Origin of the sequence: Streptomyces sp. NPDC007945 (assembly GCF_042958885.1) — a bacterium.
Classification (GTDB): Bacteria; Actinomycetota; Actinomycetes; order Streptomycetales; family Streptomycetaceae; genus Streptomyces.
Window position 1 is genome coordinate 282,647 of the sequence record NZ_JBIBJV010000003.1, and the last position, 26,177, is coordinate 308,823.

Annotated in this window: 24 protein-coding genes and 1 tRNA gene; 14 read left to right on the forward strand and 11 right to left on the reverse strand. The window is 71.3% G+C overall.

Features of this window, described 5'->3' with window-relative positions; genetic code table 11:
- Positions 1-162 precede the first annotated feature (162 nt).
- Together ACFZCF_RS12040 and ACFZCF_RS12045 are read left to right on the forward strand one after the other, a co-directional pair.
- Complete coding sequence (locus ACFZCF_RS12040) at positions 163-594, forward strand: PPOX class F420-dependent oxidoreductase (RefSeq protein WP_388443492.1); 432 nt, start codon at positions 163-165, stop codon at positions 592-594.
- Positions 595-743: 149 nt separating this feature from the next.
- Positions 744-1,508, forward strand: coding sequence for an alpha/beta fold hydrolase (locus ACFZCF_RS12045; protein WP_388442474.1), 765 nt, complete (start codon positions 744-746; stop codon positions 1,506-1,508).
- Between the two features lie 42 nt (positions 1,509-1,550).
- Here the strand turns inward: ACFZCF_RS12045 and ACFZCF_RS12050 are convergent, their stop codons facing one another.
- Genes ACFZCF_RS12050 through ACFZCF_RS12060 form a run of 3 tightly spaced genes read right to left on the reverse strand, consistent with a single transcriptional unit; the run spans position 1,551 to position 4,152 of the window.
- Complete coding sequence (locus tag ACFZCF_RS12050) at positions 1,551-1,997, reverse strand: hypothetical protein (protein WP_388442477.1); 447 nt, start codon at positions 1,995-1,997, stop codon at positions 1,551-1,553.
- A 28-nt stretch (positions 1,998-2,025) separates the two neighbouring features.
- Positions 2,026-2,925: an RNA polymerase sigma-70 factor gene (locus ACFZCF_RS12055; protein ID WP_391286330.1), complete on the reverse strand. Its 900-nt coding sequence runs from the start codon at positions 2,923-2,925 to the stop codon at positions 2,026-2,028.
- A 27-nt stretch (positions 2,926-2,952) separates the two neighbouring features.
- Positions 2,953-4,152, reverse strand: coding sequence for an FAD-dependent oxidoreductase (locus tag ACFZCF_RS12060; protein WP_391286332.1), 1,200 nt, complete (start codon positions 4,150-4,152; stop codon positions 2,953-2,955).
- 316 nt (positions 4,153-4,468) lie between these two features.
- Between ACFZCF_RS12060 and ACFZCF_RS12065 the strand changes: the two genes are divergently transcribed.
- Together ACFZCF_RS12065 and ACFZCF_RS12070 are read left to right on the forward strand one after the other, a co-directional pair.
- A complete protein-coding gene (locus ACFZCF_RS12065; protein ID WP_391286334.1) occupies positions 4,469-5,581 on the forward strand; it encodes an acyltransferase family protein in 1,113 nt (370 codons plus the stop codon).
- Positions 5,582-5,751: 170 nt separating this feature from the next.
- A complete protein-coding gene (locus ACFZCF_RS12070; protein WP_391286336.1) occupies positions 5,752-6,117 on the forward strand; it encodes a DUF6344 domain-containing protein in 366 nt (121 codons plus the stop codon).
- Positions 6,118-6,190: 73 nt separating this feature from the next.
- On the opposite strand, the gene ACFZCF_RS12075 is transcribed toward ACFZCF_RS12070, so the two are convergent.
- Positions 6,191-6,943, reverse strand: coding sequence for a DUF5324 family protein (locus tag ACFZCF_RS12075; RefSeq protein WP_388442488.1), 753 nt, complete (start codon positions 6,941-6,943; stop codon positions 6,191-6,193).
- A gap of 238 nt (positions 6,944-7,181) precedes the next feature.
- Between ACFZCF_RS12075 and ACFZCF_RS12080 the strand changes: the two genes are divergently transcribed.
- Complete coding sequence (locus ACFZCF_RS12080; RefSeq protein ID WP_388443498.1) at positions 7,182-7,700, forward strand: peptidylprolyl isomerase; 519 nt, start codon at positions 7,182-7,184, stop codon at positions 7,698-7,700.
- Between the two features lie 23 nt (positions 7,701-7,723).
- On the forward strand, positions 7,724-8,590 hold the full coding sequence (locus tag ACFZCF_RS12085; protein ID WP_391286339.1) for a rhomboid family intramembrane serine protease: 867 nt from the start codon (positions 7,724-7,726) through the stop codon (positions 8,588-8,590).
- A gap of 302 nt (positions 8,591-8,892) precedes the next feature.
- On the opposite strand, the gene crgA is transcribed toward ACFZCF_RS12085, so the two are convergent.
- Complete coding sequence (crgA, locus tag ACFZCF_RS12090; protein WP_388442494.1) at positions 8,893-9,147, reverse strand: cell division protein CrgA; 255 nt, start codon at positions 9,145-9,147, stop codon at positions 8,893-8,895.
- 140 nt (positions 9,148-9,287) lie between these two features.
- Here crgA and ACFZCF_RS12095 point away from each other — a divergent pair, with 140 nt between their 5' ends.
- From ACFZCF_RS12095 to ACFZCF_RS12120, 6 genes are all read left to right on the forward strand, one after another.
- The gene (locus tag ACFZCF_RS12095; RefSeq protein ID WP_388442497.1) at positions 9,288-10,067 is read left to right on the forward strand and encodes a DUF881 domain-containing protein; all 780 of its coding nucleotides are present in this window, start codon (positions 9,288-9,290) and stop codon (positions 10,065-10,067) included.
- A gap of 106 nt (positions 10,068-10,173) precedes the next feature.
- Entirely contained in the window at positions 10,174-10,335 is a 162-nt protein-coding gene (locus ACFZCF_RS12100) for a hypothetical protein (protein ID WP_391286342.1), read from the forward strand.
- Complete coding sequence (locus ACFZCF_RS12105) at positions 10,332-10,970, forward strand: aminodeoxychorismate/anthranilate synthase component II (protein ID WP_169092882.1); 639 nt, start codon at positions 10,332-10,334, stop codon at positions 10,968-10,970. Before ACFZCF_RS12100 ends, ACFZCF_RS12105 begins: the two co-directional genes overlap by 4 nt.
- Positions 10,967-12,403, forward strand: coding sequence for a class E sortase (locus tag ACFZCF_RS12110; protein ID WP_391286344.1), 1,437 nt, complete (start codon positions 10,967-10,969; stop codon positions 12,401-12,403). The genes ACFZCF_RS12105 and ACFZCF_RS12110 overlap by 4 nt, the downstream gene beginning before the upstream one ends.
- 205 nt (positions 12,404-12,608) lie before the next feature.
- Positions 12,609-14,489: a zinc ribbon domain-containing protein gene (locus ACFZCF_RS12115; RefSeq protein ID WP_391286346.1), complete on the forward strand. Its 1,881-nt coding sequence runs from the start codon at positions 12,609-12,611 to the stop codon at positions 14,487-14,489.
- Positions 14,490-14,538: 49 nt separating this feature from the next.
- Complete coding sequence (locus ACFZCF_RS12120) at positions 14,539-15,216, forward strand: class E sortase (RefSeq protein WP_388442502.1); 678 nt, start codon at positions 14,539-14,541, stop codon at positions 15,214-15,216.
- A gap of 106 nt (positions 15,217-15,322) precedes the next feature.
- Here the strand turns inward: ACFZCF_RS12120 and pknB are convergent, their stop codons facing one another.
- The 6 genes from pknB to ACFZCF_RS12150 all read right to left on the reverse strand — a co-directional run bounded on the left by pknB (position 15,323) and on the right by ACFZCF_RS12150 (position 23,461).
- Complete coding sequence (gene pknB, locus ACFZCF_RS12125) at positions 15,323-17,392, reverse strand: Stk1 family PASTA domain-containing Ser/Thr kinase (RefSeq protein WP_388442505.1); 2,070 nt, start codon at positions 17,390-17,392, stop codon at positions 15,323-15,325.
- A gap of 158 nt (positions 17,393-17,550) precedes the next feature.
- Entirely contained in the window at positions 17,551-19,017 is a 1,467-nt protein-coding gene (locus ACFZCF_RS12130) for a penicillin-binding transpeptidase domain-containing protein (protein ID WP_391286349.1), read from the reverse strand.
- On the reverse strand, positions 19,014-20,456 hold the full coding sequence (locus ACFZCF_RS12135; RefSeq protein ID WP_388442511.1) for an FtsW/RodA/SpoVE family cell cycle protein: 1,443 nt from the start codon (positions 20,454-20,456) through the stop codon (positions 19,014-19,016). Before ACFZCF_RS12135 ends, ACFZCF_RS12130 begins: the two co-directional genes overlap by 4 nt.
- A 25-nt stretch (positions 20,457-20,481) precedes the next feature.
- Positions 20,482-21,975 carry a Stp1/IreP family PP2C-type Ser/Thr phosphatase gene (locus ACFZCF_RS12140; RefSeq protein WP_391286351.1) on the reverse strand — a complete coding sequence of 498 codons (1,494 nt, stop codon included), beginning with the start codon at positions 21,973-21,975 and terminating at the stop codon, positions 20,482-20,484.
- Between the two features lie 96 nt (positions 21,976-22,071).
- Complete coding sequence (locus tag ACFZCF_RS12145) at positions 22,072-22,599, reverse strand: FHA domain-containing protein (RefSeq protein WP_169092888.1); 528 nt, start codon at positions 22,597-22,599, stop codon at positions 22,072-22,074.
- Between the two features lie 10 nt (positions 22,600-22,609).
- Positions 22,610-23,461, reverse strand: coding sequence for an FhaA domain-containing protein (locus tag ACFZCF_RS12150; RefSeq protein ID WP_388442518.1), 852 nt, complete (start codon positions 23,459-23,461; stop codon positions 22,610-22,612).
- A 680-nt stretch (positions 23,462-24,141) separates the two neighbouring features.
- Between ACFZCF_RS12150 and ACFZCF_RS12155 the strand changes: the two genes are divergently transcribed.
- Both ACFZCF_RS12155 and ACFZCF_RS12160 read left to right on the forward strand, forming a co-directional pair.
- Positions 24,142-24,228, forward strand: a tRNA-Leu gene (locus ACFZCF_RS12155).
- A gap of 155 nt (positions 24,229-24,383) precedes the next feature.
- Entirely contained in the window at positions 24,384-26,168 is a 1,785-nt protein-coding gene (locus tag ACFZCF_RS12160) for a histidine kinase (RefSeq protein ID WP_391286672.1), read from the forward strand.
- Positions 26,169-26,177: the final 9 nt, after the last annotated feature.

Consider the following 26,177-nt stretch of genomic DNA (forward strand, 5'->3'; position numbering starts at 1 on the left):
CCCGCGGGGGTGGGGGCCGCGGGGGGGGCCCCTCACAGTGAGGAGTGCCAAAGCGCCCCCCCCCCCCCCCGCCGGGGGGCGCCGGGGGGGGGGCCCCCCCCCCCCGGGGCCCCCCCCCCCCGCGCCCGGCCCCGTACGCAAGGAGTTCCGTTCATGCGTCCGATGACCCGGGAACAGTGGCGGGCGTTCGTCCTGACCGGCACCCGCACCGGCAAGCTGGCCACCCACCGCAAGGACGGCCGACCGCACGTCACCCCGGTGTGGTTCCTCCTGGACGACACCGCCGACGGCCGTACCGAGGTGGTCTTCACGACCTGGCACGCCTCGGTGAAGGCCCACGCCCTGCGGCGGGAGCCGCGGTTCGCGCTCTGCGTGGACGACATGGAGGCGCCGTACGCGTACGTGACGCTCGAATGCACGGCGCGGTTCACCGAGGACCCGGCGGAGCTGAGGGAGTGGGCGACCAGGATCGGCGGCCGGTACATGGGCGGCGAACTGGCGCAGCGGTACGGGGAACGCAACTCGGTGCCGGGCGAGTACCTCGTACGGGCGAACGTCGATCACGTCATCGCCTACGAGGGCATCGCCTCCTGACGTCTCCCGGCACGGACTTCCCCCGTACACGCCGTACACCCGCACAGGCGTACACCCCCGTGCATGCGAAAGTCCGTACGCGCGTATACCTGTACCTCCGTACGTCCGTACGGCGTACGCCAAGTGAATCGACGTCAGGAGAGAAGACTGTGCGCACCGCCGCCGTGACCCCCCGAGGCGACCTGATCCGCTGGGTCGAGCTGCCGGGGGTCGAGCCGGTCCGTGTCTACGTCCACGGGCTGGGCGCCACCTCGCCGGCGTACTGGACCGAGACGGCGGTGCACCCGCTGCTCGCCGGGCACCGCTCCCTGCTGATCGACCTGCTCGGACACGGCATCAGCGACCGGCCCACGGACTTCGACTACTCCCTGGAATCGCACGCCGACGCGCTCGCCGAGGCGCTGACCGCCGCCGGTGCCGTCGGGGCCGAGGTGATCGCCCACAGCATGGGGGGCTCGGTGGCCGTCGTGCTGGCCGCCCGCCATCCCCGGCTGGTGTCGAAGCTGGTGCTCGTCGACGCCAACCTCGACGCCGCCGAGCCGGAGCGCGGCGCGGTCGGCAGCACCGGGATCGCCGCCTACACCGAGGAGGAGTTCCTTGCCGGCGGCTGGGCCGAGGTGCGGGACGCGGCCGGCGCGCACTGGTGGTCGACGATGCGGCTCGCGGGCCGCGAGGCCCTGCACCGCAGCGCCGTCCAGCTGGTCCGCGGCTCGGACCCGGTCATGCGGGAGCTGCTGCGGGACCTGAGGATCCCGCGGACCTTCCTGCTCCCGCGGGCCGCCGGCCCGCTGCCGGGCGCCGCGGAGCTCGTGGCGGCGGGCGTCGGCGTGGTCGAGATCCCGGACTGCGGGCACAACATCATGCTGGACAACCCGCAGGCCTTCGCCGAGGCCGCGGCGGCCGCGCTGGCCTGACCCGGACGCACGCCGACGGGCGGTGCCACCGCGCGGCCGGGCCTACCGCTCGGCGACCGGGTGCGGGACCGCCGCTCCCCGTGCCCCCCGCGGAGCCGTACCGCCCGCGACCGACCTGACCAGGTCCAGGGTGCTGAGGACCACCATCGCGACGCCCAGCGGCACATGGAGCGCCGGCAGGTGGGCGACGCCCAGGGCGACCTGGACCGAGGCGAGGACGAGGAGCCCGGAGGCGTACAGGATCGGCCGGGGGCCGCCGCCGCCCGGACGCCAGGCGACCACCGCGGCGACCACGTACAGCATCGAGGCGCCGTACATCACCCGTGAGCCGACGTCGTGCAGGAGCGCGCCCGTCGGGGAGACGAGCAGGGCTCCGGCGGTGCCCGCCTGGAAGAACAGGGCCAGGGTCTGGAGGGCGACCGCGACCTTGACGGTCCGGTGGAAGGCGGGGCGGGGGCTCGCGGTCGTGGGGACGGTCCGTCCGGGCATCTCCGGGTCCTTTCCGGTGCTGGGGGGCTCAGTGGAGGGTGAGGGAGGTCTCGGCCAGGACGTGGGAGAGCTTCTCGGGGTTGCGGACGTAGTAGAGGCCGCTGATCAGGCCCCCCTCGACGCGCAGTGCCATCACGCCGTCCAGTTCGCCGTCGACGCGCACGGCCAGCGCCGGGGCGCCGTTGACGACGGTCGGCTCGGTGGTGACCGTGGCGTCGTGCTTGCGGGTGCCGCCCAGGTAGAAGCGGGTGACCTTGTCGGCGCCGACGACCGGCCGGAGCGCGGCCCGCTTGATCCCGCCGCCGTCGCTGACGAGGACGACGTCGGGGGCGAGCAGCGCCAGGAAGCCCTGCGGATCGCGGGTCTCCAGGGCCCGCCGGAAGGAGTCCACGACCGCCCGCGCCTCCCGGGCCGACACCGCCGCGCGGGACCGCCGGGCGTCGACGTGCTTGCGGGCCCGGTGGGCGATCTGGCGGACGGCGGCCGGCGTCTTGTCGACGGCCGCCGCGATCTCCTCGTACCCGACCTCGAAGACCTCGCGGAGCACGAAGACGGCCCGCTCGGTCGGCGTGAGCGTCTCCAGGACCAGCATCATCGCCATCGACACCGACTCGGACAGCTCGACGTCCTCGGCGACGTCCGGCGCGGTGAGCAGCGGCTCGGGCAGCCACTGCCCGACGTACGCCTCGCGCCGCCGCTGTACGGTCCGCAGCCGGTTGAGGGCCTGGCGGGTGGTGATGCGGACCAGGTACGCCCGCTGGTCGTGGACCCGCGCCAGGTCCACGCCGGTCCAGCGCAGCCAGGTCTCCTGGAGGACGTCCTCGGCGTCGGCGGCCGAGCCGAGCATCTCGTACGCCACCGTGAAGAGCAGGTTCCGGTAAGCGACGAAGGCCTCGGTCGCCGGGTCCGTGGTGTGCTCGCCGTTCATCTCTCTCCCCGTTCTCGGTCCGCCGGATCAGACCGCGTGCTCGGGGGCGTCCGTCGTGCGGACCGCGCGCTCCCGCAGCCGCCGGGGCCGGACCTCGCCGCCCTTGGGCCAGGAGTGCGCACCGGGCTTGCGGGCCTCTTCGGTCAGGTGCTTGACGCTGAACGCGCAGGCGAGTTCCTTCAGCTTCGCGCCCGCGCGTCCGCCGACGTAGATTCCCATCGCCCGGTCGTCCTTGTGTGCGATTTGGAAGATCGCCGTGCGGCGGCCGAAGCTGAGGCACATCGCGTGGAACGCCAGGTCCACCGGCTCGGGGCGGCGGCCGTCGATCCGGGCCAGGACCGTGTCGGCCGCGTGCGCGCCGAGGCAGCCGGCCACATAGGCGCTCATCCGGAACGGCAGGTCCGACGGGGCCGCGCAGTCCCCGGCCGCGACGATCCGCTCGTCGTCCACGCTGGTCAGCGTCTCGTCGGTGAGCAGGCGCCCGACGGCGTCGGTGCGCAGTCCGCTGCGCGTCGCCAGGTCGGGGACGTCGAAGCCGGCGGTCCAGACGGTGAGGCCGCCGGGCACCACGCGGCCGTCGGCGAGCCGGACGGCCTCCGCCGTGACCTCGGTCACCTTCGTGCCGGGGCCGTCGAGCACGGTGACCCCGAGGGCGGCGAACCGGCGGGCGGCCGAGCGCCGCGCCCTGGGGTGCAGGTACGGCCCGAGGACGCCGCCGCAGACCAGCGTCACCGGGCGGCCGGCCTCGGCGATCTCGGCGGCCGTCTCGATGCCGGTCGGGCCGGCGCCGACGACGGTGGCCGGGGCGCCTGCGGGCAGGTCCGCGAGGGCGGCGCGCAGCCGCTCGGCCGATTCCAGCTCGGCGACGTGGTGGGCGTGGTCGGCGACGCCGGGGACCTCCGGGCGGGCGCCGGTGGAGCCGACGGCGTAGACGAGCCGGTCGTAGCCGACCGTGGCGCCCGACTCCAGGGTGACCACGCGCGCGCGGACGTCGATCCGGTCCACCGAGTCGACGACGAGCCGGACGCGCTCCGCCAGGACCTCCTCGTACCGGACGACCGCCGGGTGGCTGCCGCCGACCAGCTGGTGGAGGCGGAGCCGGGGGACGAAGGACGGACGGGGGTTGATCACCGTCACGTGCGCGTCCGCGCGTCCGCTGAGCCGGTTGGCCGCCATGACCCCGGCGTACCCGCCGCCGATCACGACCACTTCGGTGTTCCCGCCCATGGCGTCGTCTCCTTCGTCCAGGACCGCGCCCCGGACTTCTCCCGGGCCGGTCCCCTTCAGGGGTTCGACCACAGGACACCGGGCGGGCGACGACTGTGACGCGGTGTGACGCAGCTCACGCGCTCGTGGGTGGGATTCGGGGCAGGTGGGGTGCAGGTGAGGGCCGCGCTTCAGCGGAACGGACGGTTGCTGAGCTCTGAATCACGCGCTTTGCACCTTGTGGGTGATCTTCGGCCTACCTAAGGTCGGCCCCGCGCCACTGCCGCCACCACTCTGAGATGGCGTGAGGGTGAATTCGAGGTGGGGGTAGACCCAAGTGTCCAATCTGGTGCAGTCCGCGCCGCCCGCTGGCCGAATAGCGGGCCAGGAGCCCCTGCCTGCCCTGCCCGGAGTCCCACGAGCGCGGAAGCGCGGGCGCCTGTACGTCCTCGACGGCCTCCGCCTCGGCGCGGCGCTCATGGTGGTCGCCTTCCACTACACGGCGATCGGCGCCGAGGCATGGGACCGGCCCGCGTGGACGGTCTTCCCCGAGGTGTCCCGCTTCACCTCGTACGGCTACCTCGGCGTCCAGCTCTTCTTCGTGATCAGCGGCTTCGTCATCTGCATGAGCGCCTGGGGCCGGCCGCTCAAGGCCTTCTTCGTCTCCCGGGTCGTACGGCTCTATCCGGCCTACTGGTTCGCGGTCGTCGCGACCACGGTCACCCTCGCCGTCGTCCCGGGCGAACGGGCCCGCCTCGCCTGGCACGAGGTCCTCGCCAACCTCACGATGGTCCAGGAACCGCTCGGGGTCCGGCCCGTCGACGCGGTCTACTGGACCCTCTTCGCGGAGCTCCGTTTCTACCTGCTCTTCGCCGTCCTGGTGTGGATCGGCCTCACCTACCAGCGGGTGGTCCTCTTCTGCTGCGTCTGGGGCGCGGCCACGATCCTCACGGCCAAGGCCGAACCCGGACCGCTGCGGACGCTGGTCATGCCCGAGTACAGCTGGTTCTTCATCGCCGGAATGGCGTTCTACCTGATGTACCGCTTCCGCCCGAACCTGCTCCTCTTCGGCATCGTCGGCGTCAGCTTCTGCGCCTCGCTCGTGCCCTCCATGGAGAAGTTCCGGCACATCCCCCACATCAACGAGCAGGCCGGCTGGCCCGTGATCGCCGTGATCGCGGTGATCTTCGGGGTCATGGCGCTGGTCGCGACCGGGAAGCTCTCCGGCGCCCAGTGGCGGTGGCTGCCGGTCGCGGGGGCGCTCACCTACCCCCTCTACCTCCTGCACGAGTTCATCGGCTGGGAGGTCTTCGGCCACTTCTCGCCCCGCGGCGTCCATCCGTGGGTCCTCGTCGGCGCCACGACGGCCGGGATGCTGGTGCTGTCCTACCTGGTCCACAAGGCGGTCGAGACCCCCCTCAGCCGGTACCTCAAGCGCCGGCTCGCTTGACCCCTGGTCCGGGTATTGATCCGGACGGGTGGTGTTCATCGGAAGAACTGCGCGGACGCGGCGTCGCTCCGCGGGATCCGGGTGCGCATACAGATCATGAGAAAGGTATGTAAAGCGCGCAACCCGAAATGAACCATCCGAGAACGCCGCATCAGCGAAAGTGAGGGGCCATGGCCACCGCCAAGGTCAAGCAGTTCTGGACCGCCTTCATCTCCGTCCTCTTCGCCCTGCTCGCCTCCGTCGGCCTGGCGGCCCCCGCCGCCGCGCGGAGCCAGGCCCCGGTGACCCAGCCCGAGGAGCCGGCCGCCCCCGCCGCCGCCCCGGCCGCCGCCGAGCGCACCGCGAGGGTCGTGGCGCAGCGGCGGGCGGAGCCCTGGGCGCCGCTCCGCCGCGGCTCGCTGCCGCCCACCATCAAGCAGCGCATCGGCGCCGAAGCGCACGGCTCGTCTCCCGCCGCCCGCACGCTCCGCGCCGCCGCGCCGCTCGCGAGCGACCCCGTCGAGCTGACCCGACTGGCGCTCGCGACGGCCGCCTAGGGTGCGGGGAGAGCGGCACTCCTCCCTCTCCGCACCCCGCGTCGGCCGCGGATCCGGACGGGACGGTCCCCCGTCAACGGCGCTCGTCGGACTCCGTCGACCCGGTCTCCGGCTCCGCCTCGATCCCCGACGCACTCCCGGTCTCGGCCTCCACCACGCTCCCGGACTCCGCGACCACCCGCGTACTGGCCTCCGACTCGACGGACGCGGCAGCGCCCGACGCGGACGGCATGCCCGAGCCCTCGTCCACCTCCGTGGGCGCCGGCGGCTCGACCAGCCAGTCGGGATTGGCCTGCCTGTCCCACCACTTCCAGGCGGCGAACGCGCCGCCGACGAGCACGCCGAGCACGGCGAGCCCCCTCACGAGACGCCCGGTCCTGGCCCGGCGCTCCTGCTTCCTCACGATCTTCCGGACGTCGTCCGGCGTCACCTGACCGCGCAGCGCGGCCCAGGCGGCAGTGGAACGCGACCCGGCCTCCTCAAGGACGGGACCGGTCGCGGCGACCGCGTGCTCGACACGCGGAACGGTGTAGTCGGCCACCTGATGGGCGACGGAGCGGGTCCGAGCCGCAGCGCGATGCGCGGCCTCGTCGACCCGCGGCGGCACGTGCGGCGCCACATGCGCGGCGTACCGCACCCGCGCCTGCGCGCGCGCCTGCCGAGCGGCGCTCGACATCTTGGGCGCGAGCCGCACCCGCGCCTCCTGCGCATAGTGCGCGGCCTGGTCCTTGGCCGTGCCGGCGTACGGCGCCACCACGTCCGCGGCGTGCAGGACGCTTTCCTTCGCCGAATCCGCAGCGGCGCGCACGCTGTCCATGCGAGTCACGGGTTCCTCCTCCTCGGTGGCGAGCGATGTCGGGTTTTCGCCTTTCCATCCTTTTCGGCATCATGCCTGTCCGAACGAAGTCCGGCATGCGGGGCTGGCATCCGGGGCACGCGGGGGGAGCGGGCGGGCCGTTCGCGCCCGTCACGTCGTGCGAGGATCGACTCGCCAGAGCCGTGGACGCGTGAGGCGATCCGTTCCGCGGTGTGACGCGACCAGGGAGGGAAGGCGGACCGTGGCCATGCCGTACGCGATCCTCAAGACCAACGCGGGCGACATCGAGGTGCGCCTGCTGCCGTTCCACGCGCCGAAGACGGTGCGGAACTTCACCGAGCTCGCCTCGGGCGAACGCGAGTGGACCCATCCGGCCACCGGCCGGGTCTCCACCGACCCCCTCTACGACGGCACGGTCTTCCACCGGGTCATCGGCGACTTCATGATCCAGGGCGGCGATCCGCTGGGCACCGGCACGGGCGGCCCCGGCTACGAGTTCGCCGACGAGTTCCACCCGGAGCTCTGGTTCGACCGGCCGTACCTGCTGGCGATGGCCAACGCCGGGCCGGGCACCAACGGCTCCCAGTTCTTCATCACGGTCGGCCCCGCGACCTGGCTGAACCGCAAGCACACCATCTTCGGCGAGGTCGTGGACGCGAAGAGCCGCGCCGTCGTGGACGCCATCGCGCAGGTCCCCACCGATCCGCAGACCCAGCGGCCGCTGACCGACGTCGTGGTCGAGTCCGTGGTGATCGAGCAGCGCTGACCGGGAAGGAGGGGACCCCGCCCATGGACGCGCAGTCCGGACCGCCGCACTGCTACCGCCATCCCGGCACCGAGACCGGCATCCGCTGCACCCGCTGCGAGAAGCCCATCTGCCCGGAGTGCATGATCTCCGCCTCCGTCGGCTTCCAGTGCCCCGACTGCGTCCGCACCGGCTCGGGCACCGGGCACGCGGCCGACGCCAACCAGGCGAGGACGCTCGTGGGCGGCCGGGTCAGGACCGACGACCGGCTGATCACCAAGGCCCTCATCGGGATCTGCGTGCTCGTGTACGGGCTGGTGCTGATCCTCGGCGACCGGTTCGTCGACGAACTCGTGCTGATCGGGTACGCCTCCAACCCGCTCCTCGGCGAGGTCGTCGGCGTCGCGGACGGGGAGTGGTACCGGCTCCTCACCGCCACCGTCCTGCACCAGGAGCCCTGGCACATCCTCTTCAACCTGCTGGGCCTGTGGGTGATCGGCGGGATCGTCGAGCCGGAGCTCGGCCGGACCCGGTACGCGCTGCTGTGCCTGCTCTCCGGCCTGTCCGGCTCGGTCCTCGCCTATGCGGTGGCGGCCCCGAACCAGCCCTCGCTGGGCGCCTCGGGGATCGTCTACGGCCTCATCGGGGCCTGGGTGGTGCTGGCCCGCCGGCGGCGTCACGACATGCGGCCGGTGCTCCTCTTCGTGGGACTGTCCCTGTTGATGACGTTCACCCGTCCGGGGATCTCGTGGGAGGCGCACGTCGGTGGACTCGTGGCTGGCGCGCTGGTGACGTACGTGCTCGTGCGCGCACCCCGGGGCCGCCGCGAGCTCATCCAGTACGGCGCCTGTGGACTGGTGCTGCTCCTCGACGTGGGCGTCGCGGTGGGCAGGACCCTGGCGCTCACCTGAGCGGTCAGGGCTGTGGAAGAGCTGGGGAAGCGAGCTTTCCCCAGAGTTATCCACAGTGAGTGGCGAGTTCTCACAGTCGACTGGGCATGACCGAGCCCCCTACCTCTGAGCTGGGGTTTCTCCCGGGAGGCAGGGGGCTCCAGTCGTCTGTGGACGGGTGTTCGCGGTCATACCGGTGTCAACCCGGTGTGAGTTATCCACAGATCTTCGTAAGTTATCCAGTGCTGTGCACAACGCTGTGGATAAACTCAGGGGTGAGCTTGACGGCGACCGGGAAGACCCGCTAAGCGCCGCTCAGTGGCTCACTTCCACTGCGTGGAGACACCGAAGCCGGCGGCGATGAAACCGAAGCCGACCACGATGTTCCAGTTCCGGATCGACTCGACCGGAAGCGAACCGTCGGTGACGTAGAAGACCACGATCCACACCAGACCGATGGCGAACAGGGCCAGCATCACCGGGGCGACCCAGCTGCGGTTCGTCAGCTTGATGGTGGCGGCCTGCTTCGCCGGCGGCGGCGTGTAGTCGGCCTTCTTGCGGATCCGTGACTTCGGCACGAGGGACTCTCCTGTCGATGCGCTGCGTGACCGCGCAGGGAACTGTGGCTGTCGCCGGGATGTGACGTAGCAGGTCCACTGCGCCCCCCGGGCGTCCGTTAGCGTAGTGGTTCCGCGGCGCAGAAGGGGATCAGGGTACGTTGAGCAATTCCGCCGACACACCGGGCGAACCCCCCGTCGGACCGGGCGGGGCCGGCCGCTGGCGCCCCGTCCGCCTCCTCACCCTGGGCGTCTTCGCCCTCGCCGGGCTGCTCTTCGTCACGAGCTTCAACACCGCCAAGGGCACCAACATCCGCACGGATGCCTCCCTGCTGAGGCTCTCCGACCTGATCGAGGAACGCAGCCACAAGAACGCCGGCCTCGACGAGTCCACCGCCGTGCTGCGCGACGAGGTGGACACCCTCGCCGCCCGCGACGACGGCTCCACGGCCGCCGAGGACCGCCGCCTCAAGGCCCTGGAGACCGCCGCCGGCACCACCGAGATCTCCGGCCCCGGCCTCACCGTCACGCTGAACGACGCCCCGCCCGACGCCCAGGCCGCCCCCGGCTATCCCGAACCGCAGGCCAACGACCTCGTCATCCACCAGCAGGACCTCCAGGCCGTCGTCAACGCCCTGTGGGAGGGCGGCGCCGAGGGCATCCGGGTCATGGACCAGCGGCTCATCTCCACCAGCGCGGTCCGCTGCGTCGGCAACACCCTGATCCTCCAGGGCCGGGTCTACTCGCCGCCCTACAGGATCACCGCCGTCGGTGACCGCGGGAAGCTCGACAAGGCCCTCGCGGACTCCCCCGCGCTCCAGAACTACCAGCTCTACGTGAAGGCCTACGGCCTCGGCTGGAAGGTCGACGACCACAAGAACATCACCCTTCCCGGTTACACGGGCACGGTCGACCTCCACCAGGCCAGGCCCGCCGCATAGCCCGGTCCGGGACCGGTTGTCCACAGGCTTCGGACAGCTTCCCCCCGACGGGGTCCTCGCCCCGTACTCTGGTGCCCGTAACGAACGGAAGGGGCGGTCGGACGTCATGTACGGATGGATCTGGCGGCATCTGCCGGGCAACGCCGGGGTGAAGGCGCTGATCTCGGTCGTGCTGGTCCTCGCGGTCGTCTACGTCCTCTTCCAGTACGTGTTCCCCTGGGCGGAGCCTCTGCTTCCGTTCAACGATGTGACGGTGGACGGCCAGTGAGCGCGCGAATTCTCGTCGTCGACAACTACGACAGCTTCGTCTTCAACCTCGTGCAGTACCTCTACCAGCTCGGCGCCGAGTGCGAGGTGCTCCGCAACGACGAGGTGGAGCTGAGCCACGCCCAGGACGGCTTCGACGGCGTCCTGCTGTCCCCCGGGCCGGGCGCCCCCGAGCAGGCCGGCGTCTGCATCGACATGGTGCGGCACTGCGCCGCCACCGGCGTCCCGGTCTTCGGCGTCTGCCTCGGCATGCAGTCCATGGCCGTGGCCTACGGCGGCGTCGTCGACCGCGCCCCCGAACTGCTCCACGGCAAGACCTCGCCCGTGGTCCACGAGGGCAAGGGCGTCTTCGCCGGCCTCCCCTCGCCGTTCACGGCCACCCGCTACCACTCGCTCGCCGCCGAGCCCGCCGACCTGCCCGCCGAGCTCGAAGTGACCGCGCGGACCGAGGACGGCATCATCATGGGCCTGCGCCACCGCGAACTCCCCGTCGAAGGCGTCCAGTTCCACCCCGAGTCGGTGCTCACCGAGCACGGCCACCTGATGCTCGCCAACTGGCTGACGCAGTGCGGAGACGAGGGAGCGGTCGGCCGGTCCGCGGGGCTCGCGCCGGTGGTGGGCAAGGCCGTCGCGTGACGACGGGCTCGCCGTGGTTCCGGGCCTCCGGGCAGCCCGGGCCCGAGCCGATACCCGAGGACCACGGCCCCCAGGCTCCCGAGCAGCGCCCGTACGAGCAGGGCCGCTACGAGCAGCAGAGCCCCTCCTACGAGCAGCGGGACCCCTACGACCGGCAGGGCTCGTACGACCAGACCGGGTACGGCTACGAGCAGCAGGGCCCGTACCCGTATCCGTACCCGGCCGAGCCGTCGTACGGGGACGGCGGCGGCACGGCGACGGGTGCCGGATACCCGGACGGCCCCGGACACCAGGCACCGCACCCCTACGAGGCCCCCGTGCCGGGCTACGAGACACCGACGCCCGGCTACGCGACACCGGCGACGGGCTACGAGACGCCCGTGCCGGGGTACGAGACGCCGACGCCCGGCTACGGGGCCCCGGCCACCGCGTACGAGGCCCCGGCCGCCGGTCACGGGGCCCGTCCCGCCGCCCACCAGGCCCCGCGCGCCCCTGAACCCCCTCGGGAAGCCGTCCACGCGCCCGTGCGCGAGCCGTACGAGACCGACGGGACCCGGGAGATGCCCGCGCTCGTGGAGGAGGCCGAGAGGCCCGTGGAGGCCCTTCCCGGGCCCGGCCGGGCCGAGCGGCGGCGGGCCGCCGCCAAGCAGGGCCGAGGCAAGGGCCGCCCGACGGCCGGAGCGACCACGGGGGCGTCCGCCGACGGTGCCGCCGAACGCCCCCTCTCGCGGGTAGAAGCCCGCCGCGCCGCCCGGGAGGCGAAGGCCGCCAAGGACAGCGTCGGCGTCGTCGTCGGCGAGCTGTTCATCACCCTCGGCGTCGTCATGCTCCTCTTCGTCGCCTACCAGCTGTGGTGGACCAACGTGCTCGCCGGCCAGGAGACCGACCAGGCCAAGGAGCGCATCGAGGACACCTGGGCCAAGGGCGAGAACAAGCCGGACGTCTTCGCCCCCGGCGAGGGCTTCGCCATCATGTACATCCCCAAGCTGGACGTCGTCGTCCCCGTCGCCGAGGGCATCAGCAAGCCCAAGGTCCTCGACAAGGGCATGGTCGGCCACTACGGCGAGGGCAAGCTCAAGACCGCCATGCCCTCCGACAAGCAGGGCAACTTCGCGGTCGCCGGCCACCGCAACACCCACGGCGAACCGTTCCGGTACATCAACCGACTCAAGCCCGGCGACCCCATCGTGGTCGAGACCCAGGACGCCTACTACACGTACGAGATGGCGAGCATCCTCCCGCAGACCGCGCCCTCGAACATCGCCGTCATCGACCCGATCCCCAAGGGCTCCGGCTTCACCGAACCCGGCCGCTACATCACCCTCACCACCTGCACGCCCGAGTTCACCAGCACCTACCGCATGATCGTCTGGGGAAAGCTGGTCGAGGAACGCCCGCGCAGCAAGGGAAAGCCGACCGCGCTCGTAGGCTGATATGTCCTCCTTTCTCGATCTCCGGCGCCCATGACCGATGTCGTCCGCATGTTCTGGGGTCGAATGTGTGACCTTTCCGTGGTGGTGTCGTTGATCGGATGACAGCACCAGGGGTGAGGGGAGGGTGCCGGTGGCCCGGAGGTTGCCCTTGGGCGAGGGGGAGACGGCTCGTCCCGCCTGCGCGCCCGTTCTGCTCCGGTCAGGTGTGGACGAGAAGACCGGCGAGGTCCTCACCGGTGCCGTTCTGGCGGAGCGGGTGGGCTGGTGCGCCGATCTGGTGGCGGGAATGGCAAGAGTGCTGTTGTCCGGGCACTGGAACACCGCCGACGTGGACGCGCTGGCCTCGGGTGTGGACGCGACGGGCCGGGGCCTGCCGTCCCAGGCGTGGATGGCGCTGCGTCGTCTGGGCTGGGGTGTCGCCCCGCCGGACGGTGTGCGGGTGAACGACCGCATCGTGCGAATGGCGCAGGAGCAGGCCGGGCGGGTGCTGCGATCGGTGAAGTGGCGCGCCGATGTGGTGGCCGGGGTGCTGGCCTCGTGGCCCGCCGATCCGGACAGGCGCACACCGCAGGAGTGGGACACGGTACGTCGCGCGGTCCCCGGCGGGGAGTACCTGCCCTCGGGTGTGATCCGTTCCCGTACCCGCCAGATCGCCGCGTACGTGCGCGGGAGCGGGCGTCTTCCGGTCGATGTGTTCGAGCTGGAACCGTCGCCGGGTGCGTTGGGGATGCTGCTGCTCGCCGCGTGCGACGGCCAGCAGGCCACGATCGAGCGCGCCGACGACGGGCGCCGGGCGCTGCTGAGGCTGCAGCTCCCCGTTCGGCCCGACCCAGGCGCCTACGCGGACTGGAGCTGGGTGGCGTGCCCGCTCACACTGCCGCCCACGGTCCCGGCGAACGCGGTCCTTCACCCGCCCACCCTGCGCATCGCAGGCGGAAGGGTCCGGGCCGATCTGGCCTTCACCCATCCCGTGCCCAAGCCCCGGCGCAGCGGCCACACGGTGGCCCTGGGGGTGGACTGGGGTCTGAACACCCTGCTCAGCGCGGGCGCGCTCCGGCTGCACGACGACGGGAGGATCACCGCCCTCGCGGCGGGTGGGCAGTTCCGCGCCGCAGGTGTGCTGGCCAAGCAGCACCGGCTGCGCCGTACCTCGGAGCACCTGCACACCAAGACCCGCCACTACACCCGGCTCGCCGACCCCGCCCTGGACGGCCGGCAGGCCGTGCTGACCGAGGAGATCCGGCGCGTCGCACAGCGCCGCTCCCGTCTCAACGACGCCCTCGCCCGGAGTGCGGCCCGGTGGGCCGTGGACCAGGCCATCACGGCTGGGGCCACGGTCATCTATCTGGAAGACCTGCGCTCACTGGAAGCCGGTGGCATGGGCAGCACGACGAACACCCGCCTCTCACAGACCGTGCGCGGGCAGATCGTTCGGTGGACGCGGCACGTGGCCGCCGAGACCGGTATCGCCGTCGTCACCGTCCCGCCCCGCGACACCTCCCGGCACTGCCCGCACTGCCTGACCCCGCTGCGGCACCGCAAGGCCCCCGACCGGCCCGCCACACCCGGCTGGAAATGGGCCCTCTGCGCCGGCTGCGGTTGGCAGGGCGACCGCGACCAGGGCGCCTGGCGCCGCATTGCCGCCCGCGGCCTCACCCACCAGGCCAAGACCATCACCGACCGCACCAGCGGGCAGATGGCCATCCGCACGGTGGTCGACCGTCTCGAACGCGGAGCCGTCGTCACCACCGCACCGAAGACCAGCCGGGCGGACCGGTCCAAGACCGGCCTCACCCGGCCACGCACCAACCGCCCCGCGCCCAGGCGACGCGGGGTTCCCTTCCCGGAACGGCCTTCGGGCCGCACCGGCCGGCGTCCGGAGGGACACGCCCCAACGGGCCGACCACGACTGCCCCGTGCAGCCGACCGGTACCAGAGCGTGACCACGATCAGCGCACCCACCACCCGGCACAAGCCACGTGGGGCAGCACTGGGCGCGGGATTCCACCTCCACGCCCACGCCTCCCCACCTAGGTGGACAGCACCCATACCGGACCCTACGGTTCGGATGGGGTCGCTCGGCTGATCAGAGACGCTGAGACCCCACACCTCCAGAAGGGACGAGGGCCGACCCAGTGTCACGCGCGCGCAACCGGATCGCCGGGCTCATCAGCGTCTTCGGTGAACTCCTCATCACAGCCGGCCTCGTGCTCGGGCTCTTCGTCGTCTACTCGCTGTGGTGGACGAACGTCCTCGCCGACCGCGCCGCCGACAAGGAAGGCGCCCAGGTCCGCGGCGAATGGGCCGACCAGGGCCCCGGCGCCCTCGACACCAGGGGCGGCCTCGGCTTCCTCCACGTCCCCGCGTTCGGCGGCGAGGAGATCCTGGTGAAGAAGGGGACCGAGAGCGACGTCCTCAACAACGGCGTCGCCGGCTACTACACCGACCCGGTCAAGTCGGCGCTCCCGCAGGACGAGCGGGGCAACTTCACCCTCGCCGCCCACCGGGACGGGCACGGCGCCAAGTTCCACAACATCCACAAGCTGAAGAACGGCGACCCGATCGTCTTTGAATCCAAGGACACCTGGTACGTCTACAAGGTCTACAAGACGCTCCCGGAGACCACGAAGTACAACGTGGACGTCCTCCAGCCGGTCCCCGAGGAGTCCGGCAAGAAGGAACCCGGCCGGTACATCACCCTGACCACCTGCACCCCGATGTACACCTCCGACTACCGCTACATCGTGTGGGGCGAGCTGGCCCGTACGGAGAAGGTCGACGCGGACCGCACCCCACCGGCCGAACTCCGCTGACGGAGCGCCGAGCAGCCGGAAGGGGAGCGGCGGGAACGGGGAGAGCCCCGGAGTCCTCTTCGGGACTCCGGGGCTCTCCCCGTCTCGCTCGCGGTGGGGGCTCTAACTAGTCGAACCAGCCGCCGATGTTGTTCTCGCCGTTGTTGTCGCCGTTGTTGTCGCCTCCGGGCTGCCCGCCGTTCCCGCCGTTCCCGCCGGGGTTGCCGCCGCCGCCCACGTCCGCGGTGAACAGGGTGACCGAGCCGCCCTTGTCGACCGTCTGACCGCCGGCGGGAGCCGACTGGACGACACGGGCGTCGTCCTTGTCGACACCGGCCACCACGACCGACACGCCCTGGCTCTGGAACCAGTCCCGGACTTCCTTCAGCGTCTTCCCGGCGAGGTCGCCGGGGATGGTGACCGGAGTCGCCTGCGGGCCCTTGGAGACCTTCAGCTTGATCTCGACGTCCAGCGGCTGGTTGCTCGGGCCGCCCGGAGTCTGCTCCAGGACCATGCCCTTGGGCTGGTCGTTGTCGACCTCCTCCTGCTTCACGTTGGTGAAGCCGAGGCCGTTCAGCTGCTGGAGCGCCAGGCTGATGTCGCGGTTCCGCACGTCCGGCAGCTGCGTCAGCTTCTGCTTGGCGACGGTGAGGGTCACCTCGGAGTTCTTCTCGGCCTTGGTGCCGTTCTGCGGGTTCTGCCGCAGGACGGTGCCGGGGTCCTCCGAGGACTCCTCCTCCTCGACCTTGACCTTGAAGCCCTTGCCCTCCAGGGTCTCCTTCGCCCGCTGGAGCGACTGCTCCTGGACGTCCGGGACCTCGACGAGCGGCGCGCCCTCGGAGACCCACACCTGGATCGTGCCGTCGATCGGCATCTTGGCGGCGCCGTCGGAGGCCGGGTCCTGGCGGCAGATGGCGCCGGTGGGCTGGTCGCAGCGCTCCTTGCCGGCTTCCACCACCTGCACCTGGGCGTTGGTCGCGGACTTCTGCGCGTCGGGCACCGTCTGGCCGACGAGCGGCGGCACCAGCGTCTGCTGCGGGGTGTCGTTGGTGTCCATGAGGTACTTCGCGATGAAGATCGCGCCGACCAGGACCAGGACGCCGCAGAGGGCCAGCAGGATCGTCGAGGCGTTCGACTTCTTCTGGCCGCCGCGGCGGCGGTCCGGACGGTCGTCGTAGCCGTCGTGCCCGCCGTACCCACCGCCGTAGCCGTCCTGCTGGACGGGCGGCATCATCGTGGTCTGGCCGCCCGGGTCGGCCTGGCGCAGCGCCGTCGTCGGCTGGTCCTCCGGCGGGTAGCCGTAGCCGTTGTACGCCGGGGCGCCCGCCATGCCCATCGCGGCGGCGGCCGCGACCGGCTGCCCGTCGAGGCACGCCTCGATGTCCGCGCGCATCTCGTCGGCGGACTGGTAGCGGTAGTCGGGGTCCTTGACCAGCGCCTTGAGGACGATGGCGTCCATCTCGGGCGTGATCTCGGCGTCGAAGTTGCTCGGCGGCTGCGGCTCCTCGCGGACGTGCTGGTACGCCACGGCCACGGGGGAGTCCCCGATGAACGGCGGCCGGACGGTCAGCAGCTCGTAGAGCAGGCAGCCGGTGGAGTACAGGTCGGAGCGCGCGTCGACCTGCTCGCCCTTGGCCTGCTCGGGCGACAGGTACTGGGCGGTGCCGATGACCGCCGCCGTCTGCGTCATGGTCATGCCCGCGTCGCCCATGGCGCGCGCGATGCCGAAGTCCATGACCTTGACCTGGCCCGTACGGGTCAGCATCACGTTCGCCGGCTTGATGTCGCGGTGCACGATGCCGGCGCGGTGCGAGTACTCGAGGGCCTGGAGGATGCCGACGGTCATCTCCAGAGTGCGCTCGGGCAGCAGCTTGCGGCCCGAGTGGAGCAGCTCACGGAGCGTCGAGCCGTCGACGTACTCCATCACGATGTACGGGATGGAGACCCCGTCGACGTAGTCCTCGCCGGTGTCGTAGACGGCGACGATCGCCGGGTGGTTCAGGGAGGCGGCGGACTGTGCCTCACGGCGGAACCGGGCTTGGAAGGACGGGTCACGGGCCAGGTCGGCCCGCAGCGTCTTCACGGCGACGGTGCGGCCGAGCCGGGTGTCCTGGGCGAGGTACACCTCGGCCATGCCACCGCGGCCGAGCACCGAGCCCAGCTCGTACCGGCCGCCGAGGCGACGCGGCTCTTCCATAGCTAATCCAGCCCTCTCCGTCTGTCCCGACCGCACCCTGGGGTGGTCCGGCGGTGTGTGCTGTCCGCGCATACGGTACCGGCCCCGAAGAGCCGGACCGCGCGCGGAGGGCAGCTGATATCCGACCGGTACCTGGCGGGCACCGGCCCTTCGCACGATCAGCCGCGGCTCTTCAGAACCGCCTTCATGACCGCCTTGGCGATCGGCGCGGCGAGGCCGCCACCGCTGATGTCCTCACGGCCGACGCCCGCCGCGTCCTCGACGATCACGGCGACGGCGACCGGGGAACCCTGGTCGGTCTTGGCGTAGGAGATGAACCACGCGTACGGGCGCTTGGCGTTCTTCTCGCCGTGCTGCGCGGTACCGGTCTTGCCGCCGACCTTGACGCCGCTCATGTTGAGGTCGGCCTTGGAGCCGGTGCCCTTCGCGACGACGTTCTCCATCATCGCCTGGAGCTTCTGGGCGTTCTCCGGGGAGACCGGCCGGCTCATCTCCTCGGGGTCGTTCTGCTTGATCACGTCCAGGTTGGGGGCGCGCAGCTGGTCGATCATGTACGGCTTCATGAGCTTGCCGTCGTTGGCGATCGCCGCCGTGACCATGGCCATCTGGAGCGGGGTCGTCGCGGTGTTGAACTGGCCGATGGAGGAGAGCGCATTGCCACCGCGGTCGGCGTTCTTGTCGTAGACCGAGGCGGCGGAGCGGACCGGGGTGAACTGCTCGGCGTTGAAGCCGAACTTCTCGGCGGTCTCCACCATCTTGTCGCGGCCGACGTCGTCACCGAGCTTGGCGAAGACCGAGTTGCAGGAGATCCGCAGGGCCTCGTTGAGGCTGGCGTTGGCGCAGCCGCCCGAGTGGTTCTTCATCGGCAGCGTGGAGAGCGGGATCTTCCAGCCCTCGGGGGTGTCGGTCGAGGCGTCGATGTCCTTGACCTTGCCGGCCTCCAGCGCGGCGGCGGCGGTCACGACCTTGAAGACGGAGCCGGGGGGGTAGATCTCGCGCAGGGCGCGGTTCTGCTTGGGCTTGTTCTTGTCCTTCTCCAGGGCGACCCAGGCCTTCTCGTCCTTGCCCGAGTATCCGGCGAAGGACGACGGGTCGTACGAGGGGGTGGACGCCAGCGCCAGGATCTTGCCGGTCGACGGCTCGATGGCGACGACCGCGCCGGTGTTCTTCCCCAGGCCCTCGAAGGCGGCCTTCTGCGCGGCGCCGTTGAGGGTGGTGACGACGTCGCCGCCCTTCTTCTTCTCCCCGGTGAACATCGACAGGGTGCGGTCGAAGAAGAGCCGGTCGTCGTTGCCGGTGAGGATGCCGTCCTCGATCTTCTCGATCTGGTTGGCGTCGTACGCCTGGGAGGCGTAGCCGGTGACGGGGGCCCACATCGGGCCGTTCACGTAGGTCCGCTTGAACTTGAAGTACTCGTCGCCCGAGTCGACGGAGCCGGTGATCGGCTTCCCGTCGACGATGATGTTGCCCCGCTCGTTCGAGTAGCGCTCGATCTGGACCCGCCGGTTCTTCGGGTGCGCGTTCAGCTCGTCGGCGCGGACGAACTGGAGCCAGTTGTCGCGCAGGAGCAGGGCGAGGACGAGCAGGCCGCAGAAGATCGCGACCCGGCGCAGCGGCTTGTTCACGGACGGACCACCTGGGTCATCTCGGCGTCGGGATTCGGGGCGGGGGAGGGCGCCGGGCGGCGCGCGGTGTCGCTGATCCGGATCAGGATGCCGATCAGGGCCCAGTTGGCGATCACGGACGAACCGCCGTACGCGAGGAACGGCATCGTCATACCGGTGAGCGGGATGAGGCCCATCACACCGCCGGCGACGACGAACACCTGGAGTGCGAAGGCACCGGACAGGCCCATGGCGAGCAGCTTGCCGAAGGGGTCGCGGGCGGCGAGGGAGGTACGGATGCCCCGCTCGATGATCAGGCCGTAGATCAGCAGGAAGACCATCACGCCGGCCAGGCCCAGCTCCTCGCCGACGGTGGCGAAGATGAAGTCGGAGTTGGCGGCGAACTGGATCAGGTCGGAGTTGCCCTGGCCGAGACCGGTGCCGAGGATGCCGCCCGAGCCGAAGGACATGAGGACCTGGGTCATCTGGTCACAGGCGTACGCCATGTTGGAGCCCTCGGGCGCCGTCTTGAGGCACTCGAACGGATCGAGCCAGGCGGCCACGCGCGACTGGACGTGGCTGGCGGTGGAGCCGACGGCCACCGCGCCGGCGACGGCCATCAGCAGACCCATGACGATCCAGCTGGTCCGCTCGGTGGCCACGTACAGCATGATCACGAACATGCCGAAGAAGAGCAGCGACGTACCGAGGTCGTTCTCGAAGACCAGAATGAGGAGGCTGACCGCCCAGATCGTCAGGATCGGGCCCAGGTCACGACCGCGGGGCAGGTAGAGCCCCATGAAGCGGCGGCTGGCCAGCGCGAGGGCGTCCCGCTTCACCATCAGGTAGCCGGAGAAGAACACGGCGAGGACCAGCTTGGCGAACTCGCCGGGCTGGATGGAGAAGCCGCCGATACGGATCCAGATCTTGGCGCCGAAGACATCGGTGCCGAGACCCGGCACGAGCGGCAGCAGGAGCAGGAAGAGCGCCACGACCATGGAGATGTACGTGTAGCGCTGCAGGACGCGGTGGTCCTTCAGGAGCAGCAGCACGCCCACGAACATGGCGATGCCGATCGCGGAGTACATCATCTGGTTCGGCGCGGAGGGGCTGAAGGCCCCGTAACTGCGCTTCGCCAGGTCGATCAGCCGCGGCGACTGGTCCAGCCGCCAGATCAGCACCAGCCCCATGCCGTTGAGCAGGGTCGCCAGCGGCAGCAGCAGCGGGTCGGCGTACGGCGCCCACTTGCGTACGACGAGGTGGGCGACGGTCGCGAGGAGCGCCAGGCCGAGCCCGTAGCCGAGCATGCCGGACGGGACCTCGCCGTCCAGCGCGAGCCCCACGTTGAGGTACGCGAACACCGGGATGGCGACGGCGAAGGCGAGCAGCGCCAGCTCGGTGTTGCGGCGGCTCGGCGCCTCGATCGCGCCGATGGTGGTCGTGTTGGTGACAACGCTCATGGTGGTGAAAGGCCCCCTACGGGTCTTACTGCTTGCCGCAGTTCGAGGCCAGCTTCTGCTCCTCGGCGGTGAGGGTGGGACCCGGGCTCGGCGCGGGCGCGGTGGGCTCGGCTCCGGGCTTGGCGTCCGCGCCGTCGGCCGGCTTCTCGGCCTCGGCGGCGGCCTTGTCCTTCTCGGCCTTCTCCTTGGCCACGCGGCGCTCTTCGGTCTTCTTGCAGGCGGAGGCCTGCACGGACAGCTCGGAGATCTTCGTCTGGGCCTTGGCGAGGCTGCCGCCCGCGATGGTGTCCTCGACCTGCTTCCGCTGGTAGGCGGGGAGGTACTTGAGTTCGATCTCGGGGTGGTCCTTCTCGACCTCCGAGAGCTTCACCCACGCGAGGTCCTGGCTGATGCCCCGGTACAGCGCCACGTGCTCGGCGTTGGAGCCCACGTAGTACTGGGTCTGCGTCCAGCGCCAGCCGCCGTACGCGCCGCCGGCGAGGACGCCGAGGGCGAGGACGAGGATCAGGGTGCGGCCGATCCACCGCCGCCGCTTCCGCGGCTTGACGAAGTCGTCGTCCGCGTAGGCGTCGAAGGCGCCGGGCGGGGCGCCGCCGTAGCCGTGGTCGTCGCCGCTGCCGGGCGGGCCGAAGCCGCCGGCGGGCGGCTGGTGGTGAGGGGCGGTGCGGCCGAGGCCGGAGGCGCGGCCGGCCGGGGTCTGCATCGCGCCGCCGTCGTTCAGCTGCTGCTGGTTCTCGGCGACCGCGCCGACGACGACCGGGGTGTCGCTGAGGTGGCCGGCGAGGGTGTCGCCGCCGTCGACGTCGAGGACGTCGGCGACGATCACCGTGATGTTGTCGGGGCCGCCGCCGCGCAGCGCGAGCTGGATCAGCTCCTGCACGGTCTCCTGCGGGCCCTGGTAGCTGGCGAGGGTGTCCTCCAGGGTCTGGTGGGACACCACGCCGGACAGGCCGTCGGAGCAGATCAGGTAGCGGTCGCCGGCGCGGACCTCGCGGATGGAGAGGTCGGGCTCGACGTGGTCGCCGCTGCCGAGCGCGCGCATCAGGAGCGAGCGCTGCGGGTGGGTGGTGGCCTCCTCCTCGGTGATCCGGCCCTCGTCGACGAGCCGCTGGACCCAGGTGTGGTCCTGGGTGATCTGGGTGAGGACGCCGTCGCGCAGCAGGTAGGCGCGCGAGTCGCCGACGTGCACGAGGCCGAGGCGCTGACCGGTCCACAGCAGGGCGGTGAGCGTGGTGCCCATGCCCTCCAGCTGCGGGTCCTCCTCGACCATCATCCGGAGCTGGTCGTTGGCGCGCTGCACCGCCGTACCGAGCGAGGTGAGGATGTCGGAGCCCGGGATGTCGTCGTCGAGGACGACGAGCGTGGAGATCACCTCGGAGGAGGCGACCTCGCCGGCGGCCTGGCCGCCCATGCCGTCGGCGATCGCGAGGAGACGCGGACCGGCGTAGCCGGAGTCCTCGTTGCCCTCGCGGATCATGCCCTTGTGCGAGCCCGCGGCGAATCGCAGGGAGAGGCTCATGCCCACCTGCCCTGTCGCCGCTGCATCGGGGTACAGCCGGTCTCGACCCACACTGCCCACCCTCCGGTCGCTCCGGTCAGCTCGCTCATTGTCGTACTACTTCCGCAGCTCGATGACGGTCTTGCCGATGCGGATCGGCGCCCCCAGCGGAATCGGCGTCGCGGTGGTGAGGCGGGTCCGGTCGAGGTACGTGCCGTTCGTGGACCCGAGGTCCTCGACGATCCACTGGCCGTCCCGGTCCGGGTAGATCCGGGCGTGCCGGCTGGAGGCGTAGTCGTCGTCGAGGACGATCGTCGAGTCGTGCGCCCGGCCCAGGGTGATCGTCTGCCCCTGCAGGGCGACGGTGGTGCCCGTGAGGGTGCCTTCGGAGACGACCAGCTTGGTCGGGGCGCCGCGCCGCGACCGGCCACCGCCGGACGGCGGAGCCTGCTGCTGGCCGCGCTGCGGCGGCGGAGCGGCCTGGCGGCCGCCCTGCTGGGTGCGCGCCTCCTGGCGGCGCGAGCCGCGCTGGGTCACCCGCGTGCCGAACAGGTCACTGCGGATGACCTGGACGGCCACGATGACGAACAGCCACAGAACGGCCAGGAAACCCAACCGCATGACCGTCAGGGTCAGCTCTGACATTGCCCCCGCTTCACCCTTCGGCTTGCCGGTAAACGATGGTGGTGCTGCCCACGACGATCCGCGAGCCGTCGCGGAGCGTAGCGCGGGTGGTGTGCTGCCCGTCCACCACGATGCCGTTGGTGGATCCGAGATCCTGGATCGTCGAGGGCGTTCCGGTCCGGATCTCGCAGTGCCGGCGGGAGACGCCGGGATCGTCGATCCTCACGTCCGCGTCGGTGCTGCGGCCGAGGACCAGGGTCGGGCGGGAGATCTGGTGGCGATTGCCGTTGATCTCGATCCAGCGGCGCACCTGGGCGCCGCCGGGCGCCGCGGGACGGCCGCCGCCGGCGGGCCGGTGACCCGCGCCGCCGGGGGGCGGCGAGGCGGGCATCGGCGGGGCGCCGGGCGGGGGACCCTGCGGCGGGTACCCGTAGCCGCCCTGCCCCTGGTGCGGGCGGGGCTGCTGGTGGTGGGGCTGCTGCCCCGGCTGCGGCTGGGGCTGGGACGTGCTCGACGCGAGCGTACGGCTGCGCACCCGGTACAGACCGGTGTCGAGGTCGTCGGCCTTCTCCAGGTGGACCTTGATCGGCCCCATGAAGGTGTACCGCTGCTGCTTGGCGTAGTCGCGGACCAGCCCGGCGAGCTCGTCGCCCAGCTGTCCGGAGTAGGGGCTCAGGCGCTCGTAGTCGGGCGCGCTGAGCTCCACGATGAAGTCATTGGGGACGACGGTCCGCTCGCGGTTCCAGATCTGCGCGTTGTTGTCGCACTCGCGCTGGAGCGCGCCGGCGATCTCGACCGGCTGGACCTCGGACTTGAACACCTTGGCGAAGGTGCCGTTGACCAGGCCTTCGAGACGTTGCTCGAAACGCTTCAGGACTCCCATGGGGCACCTCCTCCGTCGTTGCCGTCCTGGTACTGCTTACTGATCGTATCCACGCGTCGGGAAATCGGCTGGTTCCCCTTCTCTGCCCTGTGGACGAGTGTCACCTCTCACAGGCCCTCCCCCAGGGATCGTAGAGGGGGCCTGTGGACAGTGTCCCGCACGAGACCGTCCGACAGGAGGGCGGAGGAGGTGAGCCGTCCCGCAGGACGGAGCCGCCGACGCCGCATCCTCCCGCTTCTCACCTGTCCCTCCCGACTCTCCCCTTCTCTCTGATCTCTCCCCTGTGTCCCTTCTCTCCTTCTTCTCCCGATCTCGGGAGGTGTCAGTCTCGGGCCGTGCCGGTCTCGGGAGGTCCCGGCTCCGGCTGTCCCGATCTCGGGCCGTCCCCCGCTCGGGAGGTACTGATCTCCGGCTGTCCCGGTGTCGCGCCGTCCCGGCCTCTTGACTCCCTCGCTCTCCTCCCTCTCCTCCCCCTCTCTGCTCTTCTCCTCTCTCCCCTCCGTCTCTTCTCGCGCCGGTCGGGTCGCCGGTGGGGACGTCGGAGTCTTCCTCCCCCTCTCCTCTGTTCGGCCCGAGGGGGGCCGAAACAACGGATGTGAATCCACCGTCTGCGACGTGCTAATCTTCAGATGTCGCCAGGCGCTCGCACCGAAAGGTGAGAGACCGGGAGACCACCCAATGCGCGGGTGGCGGAATAGGCAGACGCGCTGGATTCAGGTTCCAGTGCCCGAAAGGGCGTGGGGGTTCAACTCCCCCCTCGCGCACCAGACGGAAGCCCCGTAGGTCCCAGACCTACGGGGCTTCCGCGTTGTCCGGACACGGAAGTCGTACAGGTGACGCCTCGCCTTTCGTCGTTCAGGGTCGCGACGAAAGAGGGACGTTCCGGCCCGGCCGCGCTGCCTAGGGTGCGAGCGTGGAAGCGATGCGGGTGGGAACGGCGGCGAAGACGGAGGCCGGGCGCGGGATCGGGGCCAGGGCCGCCGCCGCGTGGAGATGGCTCGTGCCCGCCGGAGAATGGTCGCGGCGCAGGACCGTCGGAGAGGCGGCCCTCACCGCCGTCGTCGCGCTGCTCGCCGCCGGCACCGAGGAACTGCTCGGCGGCGAGGGCGCGCAGCTCGCCGCCGTCGCCCTCGCCGCGGCCGTACTGTCCCTGCTCCGCCGCCGCTTCCCCGCCAGCGTGCTCGTCGTCACCGCCGGGCTCGCGCCCGTCGTCCCCGGCCTCGGCCCGCTGCTGCTCGTCCTCGGCTGGTCCGCCGGCGGCCACATCGTCGGAGTCGGCCGGGCCCTGCACGCGTACGTCGCCGCCTACGTCCTCAACGTCGGCGCCACCCTGCTCGTCGGCTGGGACAAGCAACGGCTGCTCACCCTCGCCTTCATGGCGACCCTCTACTACCTGGGGACCACGCTCGCACCCGGCCTCGCCCACCGCTACTGGGCCCAGCGCCGCACCCTCCTGCACGCCCTCCAGGAGCGCAACGTGCGGCTGGTGAGCGAGCGGGCGATGATCGGGCGGAACGCCCGGCTGCGGGAGCGGCAGCGCATCGCCCAGGACATGCACGACAGCCTCGGCCACCAACTCGCCCTGATCGCCGTGCACACCGGCGCCCTGGAGGTGGACCGCGAGCTGAACGACCGGCAGCGCGAGATCGTCGGCGTGCTCCGGAACGCGTCCGTGACCGCCATGCACGAACTGCGGGAGGTCGTCGGCATACTCCGGGACGGCACCGAGGCCCCCGACCCCGACACCGGGCCCGTGGCCGCCGGCGACGAGACCGGGAGGGCGGCCCGGGGGATCGCCGGAATAGAAGGCCTCGTCGCCTCGGCGCGCGCCGCGGGGACCCGCGTGGAGCTGCGGCGGATCGGCGACGAGCGGCCCCTGGAACCGGCCGCGGGCCACGCCGCGTACCGCATGGCCCAGGAAGCGCTCACCAACGCCTACAAGTACGCGCCCGGCGCCCCCATCAGCGTCGAACTGCGCTACGAACCCGACACGTTCGTCGTCGAGATCTTCAACGAGGAGCCGGTCGGCGGCCCCGCGGAGAACGTCGTCAGCGGCGGCCAGGGGCTGGCCGGACTCGTCGAACGGGCCCGGCTCGTCGGCGGCATGTGCCACGCCGGCCCCGCCGACGGCGGTGGATTCCGGGTCGCCGGAATGCTGCCGTACGGCTCCGCGCCCAGCGGCGAATCAGCGCCTTTCGTCGACGCGGCCGACGACTTCCGGCAGCAGTCGGCGAAGCCCCTCGGGAGGAAGGGTCGTTCCGTACCGGTCGGAGAGCCCGACTGGACCTTCACGGAACGGGAGTTGGCGATGGCGCTGCACGGGGGCAAGACACGGAGCACCGGGGCGTCGATCGCGCTCGGCTGCGGCATCGCCTTCGCGGCGCTCGTCGTCCTGCTCGTCGCCGCGGGCTTCGGCCTCTACCACCTCGTCGGATCCTTCCAGGACTCCATGGTCACGCCCGACACGTACGAGTCGATCGAGGTCGGCACGGCCGAGGCCGACGTCCGGTCCTCGCTGCCCGACCCCGGCTCCCTCGGCGTCCTCGGCGTCAACGGCAAGGGAGGCCCCGCCAGACCCGAGGGTGCCGACTGCCTCGTCGTGCTCTCCACCGAGATGGGTGACGCGTTCGAGGAGGATCCCGTTTTCCGGTTCTGCTTCAAGGACGGCAAGCTGATCGAGAAGAAGTCGTACGTCGTGAGGCAGTAGCGCATCGGC